This window comes from Agrobacterium sp. OT33, from assembly GCF_017313365.1.
Lineage (GTDB): Bacteria > Pseudomonadota > Alphaproteobacteria > Rhizobiales > Rhizobiaceae > Agrobacterium > Agrobacterium rhizogenes_A.
Genome location: NZ_JAFLMZ010000004.1, coordinates 21,039 through 33,140 on the forward strand (window position 1 = coordinate 21,039; position 12,102 = coordinate 33,140).

The window sequence follows — 12,102 nt, forward strand, 5'->3', positions numbered from 1 at the left end:
ACATCAGGGTTTTGGAGGAAACCGCCGATGATCGCCAGCATTCTGATTGCCGTGGTTGCGGCCATCCATATCTACATCGTCATTCTGGAAATGCTGCTGTGGGAAAAGCCGGCCGGCCGCAAGGCCTTTGGTCTTTCGGCGGATTTCGCCCGGCAGACGAAAGTGCTGGCCGCCAATCAGGGGCTTTATAACGGGTTTTTGGCAGCCGGGCTGATCTATGGGCTCATGCAGGGCGATACCGGGCTGAGCTTCAAGGTCTTCTTCCTCACCTGCGTTCTGGTGGCCGGTATTTTCGGTGCCGTTACCGCCAATACCATGAAGATCCTGTTCATTCAGGCGCTGCCCGCCCTTTTGGCGCTTGGCGCGCTCTGGATTGGAGTATGAACCGATGACCGCATGGAATGACAGCCGCGCCAAAGACGCCCTCAACCGGATTTTCATGGCGGCGGTCGCAAGCGCCGACCCGGCAAAGGTGCTGCAACACCACCTTCCCTCCCCGCCCAAAGGCCGCTGCGTGGTGGTGGGGGCGGGCAAAGCCTCGGCCGCCATGGCCGCAGCGCTCGACAAGGCCTGGGCGGATGTCGATCTCTCCGGTGTGGTGGTGACCCGCTATGGCCATGCCGTTCCGGCCGGTCGCATCGAGATCATCGAGGCTTCGCATCCCGTGCCCGATGACAAAAGTGCTGAGGCGGCAAAACGTATTCTCGCCGCCGTTGAGGGCCTGACCGCCGACGACATGGTCATCGCGCTCATTTCCGGCGGCGGTTCGGCGCTGATGGTCGCCCCCGCCGAAGGCATGACGCTTGCCGACAAGATGGCCGTCAACCGTGCCCTCTTGGCCAGCGGTGCGACGATTTCCGAAATGAACGCCGTGCGCAAGCACCTCTCCCTCATCAAGGGCGGACGGCTGGCGCTGGCCGCCAAGCCGGCCAGGGTTGTTTCACTGCTGATTTCCGACGTGCCCGGAGACGACCCCTCCGAGATCGCCTCCGGCCCGACGGTTGCCGATCCGAGCGACATTCAGACCGTGTGGGAAATCGTCTCGCGTTATGAACTCGATCTTCCCGAAACCGTGCGCAGGGTACTGGAAAAGGGTGAGGAGACACCGAAGGCCGGCGATATCGATGAGGATGTCAGGATGATCGCGGCCCCCTCGCTTGCCCTGCAGGCGGCAGCGGAAGAGGCGGTGAAACTCGGCCTTACACCGCTCATCCTCGGCGATTCCCTTGAAGGCGAATCCAGGGATGTCGGCGCCGTCATGGCCGGCATCGCCCTTTCCGCCAACCGTAAGGGCCTGCCGGTCAAAGGCCCGGCCGTGCTGCTTTCCGGCGGCGAAACCACGGTCACGCTGAACAGGGGAGTTGGCGGCAAGGGACCGGCCGGCAAGGGCGGCCGCAACACGGAGTTCCTGCTGAGCCTCGCGCTGACGCTGAAGGGTGCGGACGGCATCTGGGCCATTGCCGGTGACAGCGACGGAATAGACGGCGTGGAGGATGCGGCGGGCGCGGTGGTGACACCGGATACGCTTGCCCGTATGCGGGCTGCCGGTGTCGATCCGCGCCAGTCGCTCGTAGGCCACGACAGCTACACGGCTTTCAAAGGGGTCGGTGATCTTGTCGTGACGGGGCCGACGCTGACGAATGTGAATGATATCAGGGCGATTTTGATCGGGTGAAATCCGCGAGCGTTCGAGCCGGCTGGTGCCCCTCCGGTGCGCGCATCACGGAGGAGAGCCGTTTTGACTATACCCTCGGACAGGAGTAATCTGACGGGATATCCTTTGGAGCCTCAGCCATGCGTTCTGGAGTGCTCATATCTGGCCTGATCATAGCCCTTGTTCCAACTTTGGCGGATGCCCATAATTGCAAATGCCGAAATCGCGGCGTCATGTTCCAGCTTGGCCAGACATCCTGCCTGAAGGTTGACGGCGGCTCTTATCTCGCGCGCTGCGAAATGAAGCTCAATGTCTCCTCCTGGACCAAGGTTCAGGACGGTTGCCCCGTGACGGAACGGGCGCAGTCGACATCGTCCAGCGCTTATCAATAAGTCTTGCACCCCAGTCCACGAAGGAGCGAGCGCATCCCGCTTGTTTCTTCTGCCCGTCGGGGAGAGGTCCGCGGCAGCGGGATGAGGGGGCGCGGCCAGCGATAAACCGAGAGCTTGCCCCCTCATCCGACCCTTCGGGCCACCTTCTCCCCCGACGGGGAGAAGAATACGCGGCAACCTCGTTTTACAGTTTCACCCAGCCGCCATTCTTCTTGCCGGACTCGATGCAGGCGGTGACGAAGGCGACACCTTTAACGCCGTCATCGACGGTCGGGTAAATGACCGCCTTGTCCAGCGCCGAGCCGGTGCGGCGGGCCTCGATGGCATGCGCCGCTTCGGTATAGATGGTGGCGAAGGCTTCGAGATAACCTTCCGGATGGCCGGAGGGAATGCGGGTGACACGGGCGGCAGCGGCCCCAGCGCCAGCACCGCCGCGGGTGATCAGCTGCTTCGGCTCGCCGAGCCTTGTGAACCAGAGGTAATTGGGATCGGCCTGCGTCCATTCGAGGCCGGCCTTGTCGCCATAAACACGAACCTTCAGCCCGTTTTCGTGACCCACCGCAACCTGGCTGCACCAGAGCAACCCCTTGGCAGACTGCTTGCCACCCTTTGGTTTAAAGCGCAACATCACATGGGCATTGTCATCCAGACGGCGGCCTTCGACGAAGGTGTGCACATCCGCCGCCAGCTCATCCGCTTCCAGACCGGAAATGAAGCAGCCGAGATTATAGGCATGGGTGCCGATATCGCCGGTGGAGCCACCGACGCCGGATTGCGCCGGATCGGTGCGCCAGACGGCCTGTTTCGCACCGGTCTGCTCCACCGCTTCCGTCAGCCAGTCCTGCGGATATTCCATCTGCACCAGACGGATCGTGCCGAGTTCACCGGCCTCCACCAGTTCCCGCGCCTGCCGCACCATCGGATAGCCGGTATAATTATGCGTCAGGATGAACAGCGCATCCGCCTTGTCGGCCACCTGCTTCAGCTTTTTGGCGTCCTCCAGGTTGGAGGTCAGCGGCTTGTCGCAGATGACATGGATGCCGCGCTCCAGAAACGCCTTGGCGGCCGGATAATGCACATGGTTGGGCGTGACGATCGCCACCGCCTCGATGCCGTCTTCGCGAAGAGCCTCTTTTTCGGCCATTTCCTCGAAAGAGCCGTAGCAGCGCTCGGGATCGAGTCCCAGCTCGCGGCCGGATGCGAGGGATTTTTCCGGCGTGGAGGACAGGGCCCCCGCCACAAGATCGAAGCGATTGTCGAGCCTTGCTGCCATACGATGGACGCCGCCGATAAATGCGCCCGAGCCGCCACCGACCATGCCAAGACGAATCCGCCTGTTCGCCTTGTCGGTTGTCTTTCCTTCAATAGCCATAATATCTCCCCTGAAATGCTTTCAAAGCCCAAGCATACGGCGGTTGGCCGCATCGTCGGTGCCACCAGATGCGAAATCGTCAAAGGCTTTGTCCGTGACGCGGATGATATGCGCCTTGACGAATTCCGCCCCTTCGCGGGCACCGTCTTCGGGATGTTTCAGCGCGCATTCCCATTCGACCACGGCCCAGCCGTCGAAATCATTGGCCGCCATTTTCGAGAAGACCGCACCGAAATCCACCTGCCCGTCGCCCAGCGAACGGAAGCGACCGGCGCGCTCCACCCAGCCCTGATAACCGCCATAAACGCCCTGCCGGCCGGTCGGGTTGAACTCCGCATCCTTGACGTGGAACATCTTGATACGGTCTTTGTAGATGTCGATATTGTCGAGATAATCGAGGCATTGCAGCACGTAATGCGACGGATCGTAGAGCATGTTGGCGCGACTGTGGTTCTTTACGCGTTCCAGGAACATCTCGAAGGTAACGCCATCATGCAGGTCTTCGCCCGGATGGATTTCGTAGCAGACATCCACGCCCTGCTCATCGGCATAATCAAGGATAGGCGTCCAGCGTTTTGCCAGCTCGTCAAAGGCGGCTTCCACCAGCCCGGCCGGACGCTGCGGCCACGGATAAACGAACGGCCAGGCAAGCGCACCGGAGAATGTGGCATGTGCCTTGATGCCGAGGTTTTTCGAGGCTTTCAGCGCAAGCTTCACCTGCTCGACGGCCCATTGTTGCCGGGCCTTGGGGTTGCCGCGCACTTCAGGCGCTGCAAAGCCGTCGAAGGCCTCGTCATAAGCGGGATGAACGGCAACCAGCTGGCCCTGCAGATGGGTGGAAAGCTCGGTTACTTCCACACCGTTCTGGCGCGCCACGCCGGCGAACTCATCGCAATAATCCTTCGATTCCGCCGCTTTTTTGAGATCGATCAATTGCCCGGCCCATGTCGGCACCTGCACGCCGGCATAACCCTTTTCCGCCGCCCATTTGGTAATGCCATCCCAGCTGTTGAAGGGGGCAGCATCACCGGCAAACTGGCCGAGAAAAAGACCCGGTCCCTTGATCGTTCTCATAAAATAACCTCCCTGTATCGATACAGTTGAGCGGTAAAACCGCTTTGACTCCCAGCGCCAAGCTAACCGCTCGTAATTTTCAGACAAGCCCCAAAAGCGGAGGGACGAGAGAATTTCGCTATTTCACTAAAAAAGCGAAACAGGTTTAAAGCGCCAGCCCGCTGGCCCTGTCGAACACATGCACGCGCTCATGATGCACGGTGGCGGCAAAGGGTGCGTTGACCTTCACCAGCTGCTCGCCATCCACCACGGCCGTCACCTGATCACCCGCCAGTTCAAAGACCACATGGGTCTGCGCACCGGTTGGTTCCACCAGTACAGTGCGGCCGGAAAGCGAGATATCACCGCCAATGGTCGAGCCGATATGTTCGGGGCGAAGCCCGATCGTCACCGGCTGGCCGCGCTTGACCTTGCGTGTCGCGGCAATGCGGATCGCGGTGCCGTCCTTCAGCCGCGCGGCGGGCTGATCGCCCTCGCCATCGACCACGCATTCAATGAGGTTCATGGCGGGAGAGCCGATGAAGGCGGCAACGAAGAGATTAGCGGGCGTCTTGTAAAGTTCCAGCGGCGTGCCCTGCTGTTCGATGCGACCGTGATTAAGCACCACCACCCGGTCCGCCAGCGTCATGGCCTCGATCTGGTCATGGGTGACATAGATCGACGTCGTGCCAACTTTCTGATGCAGCGCCTTGATTTCGCTGCGCATCTGCACGCGCAGCTTGGCGTCCAGATTGGAGAGCGGCTCATCAAACAGGAAGACCGCCGGGTTACGCACCACGGCGCGGCCCATGGCGACGCGCTGGCGCTGGCCACCTGAGAGCTGCGAGGGCTTGCGATCCAGAAGCTTGCCGAGATCGAGCATGCGAGCGGCTTCCGCCACGCGTTCCTCTATGACGTTTTTCGGCTGGCCGGCGAGCTTCAGATTGAAGCCCATATTTTCGGCCACCGTCATATGCGGATAAAGCGCATAGGACTGGAACACCATGGCAATGTTGCGCTCGCGCGGCGTCATGCCGTTGACCACCCTGTCGCCGATGAGGATATCACCACCGGTGATTTCCTCCAGCCCGGCGATCATGCGCAGAAGCGTGGACTTGCCGCAACCGGAAGGGCCGACCAGCGCGATGAACTCACCATCCGCTATATCAAGCGAGATGCCGTGGATGACATCGAGCGAGGCATAGGACTTGGCGATATCCTTAAGTTCGACGGAAGCCATGTTTTGCTCCTTTCAGGTCACGATTTGACGGCACCGGCCGTCAGGCCCGCGATGATGTGTTTCTGTGCGAGGAAGAAGACGATGACGGTCGGCAGGATCGTCAGCGTGATGAAGGCGAGCACCAGCTGCCACTCGGTGCCGAATTCGCCACGATAAACCATGATGCCGAGCGGCCAGGGATATTTCGATTCCGAATTCAGCATGATCAGCGGCAGGATATAGCTGTTCCAGCTGCCAACGAAGGAAACGATGCCCACGGTGGCGACGATGGGTCGAGAAAGCGGCAGGGAAATGTGCCAGAAGAAGCGCAGATACCCGCAGCCATCCACGAAGGCGGCCTGAAACAGCTCCTCCGGCAGATTGCGAAAATAATTGCGGAACAGAAGAATGCTCATGCCAAGCCCGAAGGCCACCTGCGGCAGCACCACACCCCAATAGGTATCGAGCAGGCCGAGATCGCGGATGCGGATGAACAGCGGCAGGATGGCGGTGGCCGCCGGGAACATCAGCCCCAGCAGGAAATAATTGAGCAGGAAGGACGAGCCGAAGAACTTCACATGCGCGAAGGTAAAGGCCGCCATGGCCGAAACGGTGAGCGTCAGGAACACCGTCAACAGCGCGATGACCAGCGAATTGAAAATCTGCAGCCAGTAACGTTTGCCGAAGAGAATATCGCCGTAATTGGCCCATTGCCATTCCGCCGGAATGCCGAACGGGTTGACGCGCAGGTCTCCCAGCGTCTTGAAGCCGCCAAGTGCGGTGGTGAGCAACGGGATGAGCACGATGGCCGCGATCAGGCTCAGCGATATATAGAGATAAAGCTTGGTTTGCAGCGGCATGCGGACGGAGGTGGATGTGTCAGTCATGGCGCATGAAAATCCTTTTGTAACCGAAGGCGAGCGTCACGCAGATGACGAAAAGAACGACGCCGACCGCACTGCCAAGCCCCACCTGCATGCGCATGACGCCGTAAGTGTAGAGGAACGTGACCATGGTCTGCGTGGAGTTGGACGGACCGCCGCCGGTGAGCGGCATGATCATGTCGAACAGCTGCAATGAGCCGATAACCGCGAAGAAGACGGAAAGACGAACGGTGGAGCCGAGCATCGGCAAGGTGACATAACGGAACTTCTGCCAGCCGGAAGCGCCATCGATTTCGGCTGCTTCCAGCACATTCTTGTCGACGGACTGAAGGCCGGCGATGAACAGCATCATGTGGAAACCGAAATATTTCCAGACGATGACGCCGAGCACGGCATAGATCGCCACATCCTTGTCGGCCAGCACGTAAGGGTTGGCGAAGCCGAAGAAATTGGAAATGGCGGCGAAGAGGCCATAATCGCCGTCATAAACGAACCGCCAGATCAGACCAGCCGCCACATCCGCCAGCACATAGGGCAGAAAGAACACCAGCCGGAAGGCGACGACGCCCGGAATGCGGTGCGCCAGCATCGTGGCGAGCCAGATGGCCAGTGGGATCTGGATCAGGATGGAGATTAGGATGATGAGGCCGTTATTGAGCAGAGCCTGCGAGAAGGCGGCATTGCCGAACAGGACCTGAAAGTTCCTTAAACCCACGAAATCCGTCGGCGTGCCATAGCCGTTCCAGCGATAAAGGCTGTACCACGCCGCCTCGCCCATGGGCAGGATGACGAACAGGGTAAAGAGCAACAGTGCCGGCGGCAGAAACACCAGAAGCGTCAGCGCCCGGTCATGCGCAACCGAACTTTGCTTGCGCTTCGCCTTTGCCGCGCCGCGCGCCGGTATGGACGCAGAAGTCATGGAAATATCCGTCATCTCTATCCGCTTTCTTTTATGCAGATATCGCGGCGCCGCGTTTTAGCGCGGCGGCCGCAATGCAGGTGACAATCAGCGAAGCTCGAAAGCGTCCTGAATTTGCTTGGCGCCCTCTTCCGCGCTCATCTGGCCGGAGACGATCTCGACGGAGACATCATTGACGACGCGGCCAACGGCAGCGCCCAGCGTCTGGTCGAAGAAGTTCTGGTGCCAGGTGGAGCCGGCAAGCTGCTTGGCCGAATCCGCCAGCAGCGGGTTTTTCACCGCACCGTCAGCACCCGTCGCAACGGGCAGGATCATGCCGGCTGCCGCCATCTTCTCTTCGCTTTCCTTGCTGGTCAGGAATGTCGCGAAATCGATGGCTTCCTTGGAAGCGTTTTTCGTGACTGCCCAGCCGTTCAGGCCGCCCAGCGTATCGGTTGCCTTACCGGCACCGCCTTCGACAGCGGGGAATGCGAAGCGGCCGATATTGTCGGCGGCAAGTCCTTTGCCATCACCGGCATTCTTGCGCTGGTTGGCTTCGGTATTGTCGAAACCGAGGATCATCGCCGCCTTGCCGTCACCGAAGACGCCGAGCGCCTGCGGCCAGGTGGAGCCGAGATAACCGGGCTGGAAGGGTTCCAGCTTGCCGAATTCGGCCAGCTGCTCGCCGGCCTTGATGATGGCCGGATCCATGAAACCTTCGCCCTCACCCTTGCGAGCGGCATCGAACACGGCCTGCCCGCCATTGCGCATGACGAGGTAGCTCCAATAGAAATGGATCGGCCATTTTTCACCGCCGCCACCGGCAATCGGCACGATGCCGGCTTCCTTGATCTTCTTGACCGTGGCGCCGAGATCGTCCCAGCTCTTGATGTCTTCCGCCTTCACGCCGGCCTTGGCAAACAGCTCCTTGTTATAAAAGAAGCTGACGAGGCTGACCTTGTAAGGCACGGCCCAGACCTTGCCGTCGAAAGACAGTCCGTCGATCGCGGAAGCATTATAGGCCTGCCGCAGCTTGCCGCCATCGGCGTCGAAAACCTCGGTCAGATCCTTCAGCGCGCCGGTCTTGGACTGTTCCTCAAGAACGCCGCCGCCCCAGCTATAGAAGAAATCCGGCACGTCATTGGATTGCAGGAGGGTTGGCAACTTCGCCTTGAAGGCTTCGTTTTCCAGGAATTGCAACTGCACATCCACATCAGGGTGCTTGGTCTCGAAATCCTTGGCAATCTCCTCCCAGACGGCCACGGCTTTCGGGTCCAGTTCCACATGCATCCATTTAACGACCGTCGCGGCCGAGGCGCTGGCGGCGCCGAGCATGAGAGCAATGCTTGTCGTTGCGGCAAAGCCTGTCAGCCTGCCGCTCAGGCTTGCGCCTGCGTGCCAAATCGTCATGATGGTGATCCTCCCTCGGGGATTTCCTCATTTATTCCCCAATGCGGATTAATTCACATTAGGCCTCGCCCAATGTCAAGGCGCCATGCCGATTTTTTGCGCGAACCGCTTGACATACCCCTCCCCCACACCGTTATTTAATCCGCAACCCGACATAAATCGGTTCTCGAACCGGCATCGATCGCAGCAGGACACCATGAAGACCGCAGACCCCGAATTAATGCGCGCGATCAACAGGCTAAGCGTGCTGGACAGCATCCGCCGCCACGGCCCGATCTCGCGGGTGGAAATCAGCGAAAGAACGCAACTTTCCACCACCACCGTTTCGGCGATTACAGCCTCGCTGCTTGATGACGGGCTTATACTGACCCGTCATCTCGGTGACATCCGCACCGAAGGTGCACGCGGCAGGCCGCGGGTGATGCTGGAGCTGAACCCGGATGCCGCCCGCGTGGTGGGCGCCAAGATCGCTGCAAGCCGCATGGTTTTCGTTGTCACCGATTTCTGCGGTAATGTGCTTTCCACCCTCGCCCTGCCGATCCGTGTCGACCGCCAGCCGATTGGCGTCATCGCCGATCTGGTGGAGGACGGGGTTCGCCGCTGCGTGGTCGATGCCGGTCTGTCGCTGGAAGATGTGGACATGGTCTGCCTCGGACTTCCCGGCGTCATAGAACACCGCACCGGGAAAATCCGCAGCAGCCCGATTTTGCGTGAGGTGAACGTCAATTTCGCCGAGGAAATGACGGCGCGGCTGAGCTCGCCGACCATCATCGAAAGCGACGCTCATGCGATTACCCTTGCCCACCACTGGTTCGGCCATGCCCGCGATCTCGAAGACATGGTGCTGATTTCGCTCGAGCAGACGCTCGGGCTTGGCGTGTTGCACCAGAACCAGCTGTTTCGCGGTGCCGGCGGCCTCAGCCACAATCTCGGCGACCTTGTCATCGGTCTTGCCAATGAGGGCACAGTGCGGCTGGCGAGCCAGGCCGGCGAAAACGCTATTTTAGGCTCGCGCCCCGTGGACGGGCGATTTGCCGAGGCGATCCGGCTCGGTCGCGGCATGCAGCATGCCCATGCGCTGATTGCGGCTGAAGATCACGATCTCATTGCGGCAGCCCTGCGCGCCGGCGCGGCGCTGGGCCTGACACTTGCCAATATCGTCACGCTGTTTGCACCGCCGCTGGTCATCATCACCGGCTCCAGCCTCGAACTGGGCGAACCCTTCATCACCAGCATCCGCGACAGCTACAACGCCGCCGTGCCGCCTTCGCTGGCCGGCGTCGCGGAGCTGGTTTTCGACGTTGCGAGCGATGAATTGTGGGCGCAGGGCGCGGCAGCCGTAGCACTCTACGAGCTTTACGAATCGCCTTGGAACACGACGGGGCCGGCGCTCTAGCCGACAGGCAGAGCAGCGCGCTTAGACATTTCTGATTTACGGGAGGAAATCACATGAACAGGGTCGGCATCGGCATCATCGGCTGCGGCAACATCTCCAGCGCCTATCTCAAGGCCATGGCGTCGTTTCCCATTCTCGACATTCGCGGTCTTGCGGATATGAACGAGGCGGCGGCGAAAGCCCGCGCCGATGAGTTCGGCCTTCAGGCAACCAGCATCGACGCGCTTCTCGCCGATCCTTCCGTGGAGATCATCGTCAACCTGACGATCCCCAAGGCGCATGTGGAGGTGGGGCTGCGCGCGCTGGACGCCGGCAAACACGCCTATTCCGAAAAGCCGCTCGGCATCAATTTCGCCGAGGGCAAACGGCTTGCGGATGCAGCAAGGGCCAAGGGCCTGCGCATCGGCTCGGCTCCGGATACCTTCCTCGGCGGCGGCCACCAGACCGCGCGTCGGCTGATCGACGAGGGCGTGCTCGGCCAACCGGTTGGCGGCACGGCCACCTTCATGTGCCCCGGCCATGAGCGCTGGCACCCCAATCCGGCCTTTTATTACGAGGTTGGCGGCGGGCCGATGCTGGATATGGGTCCCTATTACATCACCGATCTCGTCAACCTGTTCGGCCCGGTCGCCAAGGTTGCGGGTTTCGCCATCGCGCCGCGCAATGAACGCCTCATCACTAGCGAACCGAAGAACGGCGAAAAAATTCCCGTTCATGTTGCCACCCATGTCTCCGGCGTGCTGTCTTTTGAGAATGGCGCCGTGGTGCAGGTGGGCATGAGCTTCGATGTGGCGGGCCACAAACACGTGCCGCTGGAACTCTACGGCACCGAAGGCACGTTGATCGTGCCCGATCCCAACCATTTCGGCGGCGAAGTGCAACTGCTGAAAAAGGGCGGCCAGTTCGAGCCGCAGGCGCTGTCGTCACCCTATGCCGACGGCAATTACCGCTCCATCGGCGTCGCCGACATGGCCCATGCGATCCGCGAGAACCGCCCGCATCGCGCCAGTGGCGATCTGGCCCTGCATGTGCTGGAGGTCATGGAAGCCTTCCAGACGGCATCCGACAGCGGCACGACCGTTTCCATCACCACCAAGGCAGAGCGCCCTGCTCCGCTTGAAACATCGCTGGTCGACGGCCAGCTCGGTAAATAATCCGGAGGAGAAAATAAATGCGCGAAGCACTCATCGTCTGGGGCGGCTGGAGCGGCCACGAGCCGCAGGAATGCGCCACCATCGTCAAGGACATGCTGGAGGAGGACGGTTTCAAGGTCTATGTGGAGCATTCAACCGAGGCCTTCGCCGATCCTTCGGTACATGATCTCAGCCTCGTCGTGCCCATCGTCACCATGTCGAAGATCGAGAAGGAAGAGATCAAGAACCTCACGGCCGCCGTCGAAAACGGCGTCGGCATTGCCGGTTTCCATGGCGGCGCGGGCGACAGTTTCCGCGAATGTGTGGAATACCAGTTCATGATCGGTGGCCAGTGGGTCGCCCATCCCGGCAACATCATCGACTATCACGTCAACATCACCCGCCCCGATGACCCGCTGATGGAGGGAATTTCCGATTTCCCCTACACGTCGGAGCAATATTACATGCATGTCGACCCCTCCAACGAGGTGCTGGCGACGACGAAATTCACCGGCGACCATGCCTGGTGGATCGACGGCGTAGTGATGCCGGTGGTGTGGAAACGCAAATACGGCAAGGGCCGGGTTTTCTATTCGGCGCTCGGCCATCAGGCCAAGGAGTTTTCCGTGCCGCAGATGAAAACCATGTTCCGCCGCGGTGCCAATTGGGCGGCGCGTTGAGGTTGTCGGGA

General features: G+C 60.6%; 12 protein-coding genes. 6 read left to right on the top strand and 6 right to left on the bottom strand.

Annotation, left to right across the window (positions count from 1 at the left end):
- Nucleotides 1-27: 27 nt before the first annotated feature.
- The 3 genes from JZX88_RS10650 (at nucleotide 28) to JZX88_RS10660 (ending at nucleotide 2,046) form a co-directional block, all read left to right on the top strand.
- On the top strand, nucleotides 28-384 hold the full coding sequence (locus JZX88_RS10650) for a DUF1304 domain-containing protein (protein ID WP_080820661.1): 357 nt from the start codon (nucleotides 28-30) through the stop codon (nucleotides 382-384).
- 4 nt (nucleotides 385-388) lie between these two features.
- The gene (locus JZX88_RS10655) at nucleotides 389-1,675 is read left to right on the top strand and encodes a glycerate kinase (RefSeq protein ID WP_206913545.1); all 1,287 of its coding nucleotides are present in this window, start codon (nucleotides 389-391) and stop codon (nucleotides 1,673-1,675) included.
- 119 nt (nucleotides 1,676-1,794) lie between these two features.
- Complete coding sequence (locus JZX88_RS10660) at nucleotides 1,795-2,046, top strand: hypothetical protein (protein WP_206913546.1); 252 nt, start codon at nucleotides 1,795-1,797, stop codon at nucleotides 2,044-2,046.
- A 184-nt stretch (nucleotides 2,047-2,230) separates the two neighbouring features.
- Here the strand turns inward: JZX88_RS10660 and JZX88_RS10665 are convergent, their stop codons facing one another.
- The 6 genes from JZX88_RS10665 to JZX88_RS10690 form a co-directional block, all read right to left on the bottom strand.
- Complete coding sequence (locus JZX88_RS10665) at nucleotides 2,231-3,418, bottom strand: Gfo/Idh/MocA family protein (RefSeq protein WP_206913547.1); 1,188 nt, start codon at nucleotides 3,416-3,418, stop codon at nucleotides 2,231-2,233.
- Nucleotides 3,419-3,439: 21 nt separating this feature from the next.
- Entirely contained in the window at nucleotides 3,440-4,492 is a 1,053-nt protein-coding gene (locus JZX88_RS10670; RefSeq protein ID WP_142841801.1) for a sugar phosphate isomerase/epimerase, read from the bottom strand.
- A gap of 145 nt (nucleotides 4,493-4,637) precedes the next feature.
- Nucleotides 4,638-5,711, bottom strand: a complete 1,074-nt coding sequence (locus JZX88_RS10675) for an ABC transporter ATP-binding protein (RefSeq protein WP_206913548.1) — start codon at nucleotides 5,709-5,711, stop codon at nucleotides 4,638-4,640.
- Between the two features lie 17 nt (nucleotides 5,712-5,728).
- Nucleotides 5,729-6,577: a carbohydrate ABC transporter permease gene (locus tag JZX88_RS10680; RefSeq protein ID WP_035220775.1), complete on the bottom strand. Its 849-nt coding sequence runs from the start codon at nucleotides 6,575-6,577 to the stop codon at nucleotides 5,729-5,731.
- Nucleotides 6,570-7,508 (bottom strand): carbohydrate ABC transporter permease, encoded by a 939-nt coding sequence (locus JZX88_RS10685; RefSeq protein WP_065117675.1) that lies wholly within the window; start codon nucleotides 7,506-7,508, stop codon nucleotides 6,570-6,572. The genes JZX88_RS10680 and JZX88_RS10685 overlap by 8 nt, the downstream gene beginning before the upstream one ends.
- Before the next feature lie 72 nt (nucleotides 7,509-7,580).
- A complete protein-coding gene (locus JZX88_RS10690; protein WP_206913549.1) occupies nucleotides 7,581-8,882 on the bottom strand; it encodes an ABC transporter substrate-binding protein in 1,302 nt (433 codons plus the stop codon).
- A 196-nt stretch (nucleotides 8,883-9,078) separates the two neighbouring features.
- Between JZX88_RS10690 and JZX88_RS10695 the strand changes: the two genes are divergently transcribed.
- The 3 genes from JZX88_RS10695 to JZX88_RS10705 are packed head-to-tail and all read left to right on the top strand — an operon-like array spanning nucleotide 9,079 to nucleotide 12,091.
- Nucleotides 9,079-10,278, top strand: a complete 1,200-nt coding sequence (locus JZX88_RS10695) for an ROK family transcriptional regulator (RefSeq protein WP_065117673.1) — start codon at nucleotides 9,079-9,081, stop codon at nucleotides 10,276-10,278.
- Between the two features lie 53 nt (nucleotides 10,279-10,331).
- Nucleotides 10,332-11,432 carry a Gfo/Idh/MocA family protein gene (locus JZX88_RS10700; RefSeq protein WP_206913550.1) on the top strand — a complete coding sequence of 367 codons (1,101 nt, stop codon included), beginning with the start codon at nucleotides 10,332-10,334 and terminating at the stop codon, nucleotides 11,430-11,432.
- A gap of 17 nt (nucleotides 11,433-11,449) precedes the next feature.
- Nucleotides 11,450-12,091 (top strand): ThuA domain-containing protein, encoded by a 642-nt coding sequence (locus tag JZX88_RS10705; RefSeq protein ID WP_003523774.1) that lies wholly within the window; start codon nucleotides 11,450-11,452, stop codon nucleotides 12,089-12,091.
- The last annotated feature ends 11 nt before the right edge of the window (nucleotides 12,092-12,102 follow it).

Coding starts and splice junctions, on each gene's coding strand:
- JZX88_RS10680 (WP_035220775.1), bottom strand. CDS start 6,577: ATGACTGACACATCCACCTCCGTCCGCATGCCGCTGCAAACCAAGCTT.
- JZX88_RS10655 (WP_206913545.1), top strand. CDS start 389: ATGACCGCATGGAATGACAGCCGCGCCAAAGACGCCCTCAACCGGATT.
- JZX88_RS10685 (WP_065117675.1), bottom strand. CDS start 7,508: ATGACGGATATTTCCATGACTTCTGCGTCCATACCGGCGCGCGGCGCG.
- JZX88_RS10695 (WP_065117673.1), top strand. CDS start 9,079: ATGAAGACCGCAGACCCCGAATTAATGCGCGCGATCAACAGGCTAAGC.
- JZX88_RS10675 (WP_206913548.1), bottom strand. CDS start 5,711: ATGGCTTCCGTCGAACTTAAGGATATCGCCAAGTCCTATGCCTCGCTC.
- JZX88_RS10705 (WP_003523774.1), top strand. CDS start 11,450: ATGCGCGAAGCACTCATCGTCTGGGGCGGCTGGAGCGGCCACGAGCCG.
- JZX88_RS10700 (WP_206913550.1), top strand. CDS start 10,332: ATGAACAGGGTCGGCATCGGCATCATCGGCTGCGGCAACATCTCCAGC.
- JZX88_RS10650 (WP_080820661.1), top strand. CDS start 28: ATGATCGCCAGCATTCTGATTGCCGTGGTTGCGGCCATCCATATCTAC.
- JZX88_RS10690 (WP_206913549.1), bottom strand. CDS start 8,882: ATGACGATTTGGCACGCAGGCGCAAGCCTGAGCGGCAGGCTGACAGGC.
- JZX88_RS10665 (WP_206913547.1), bottom strand. CDS start 3,418: ATGGCTATTGAAGGAAAGACAACCGACAAGGCGAACAGGCGGATTCGT.
- JZX88_RS10670 (WP_142841801.1), bottom strand. CDS start 4,492: ATGAGAACGATCAAGGGACCGGGTCTTTTTCTCGGCCAGTTTGCCGGT.
- JZX88_RS10660 (WP_206913546.1), top strand. CDS start 1,795: ATGCGTTCTGGAGTGCTCATATCTGGCCTGATCATAGCCCTTGTTCCA.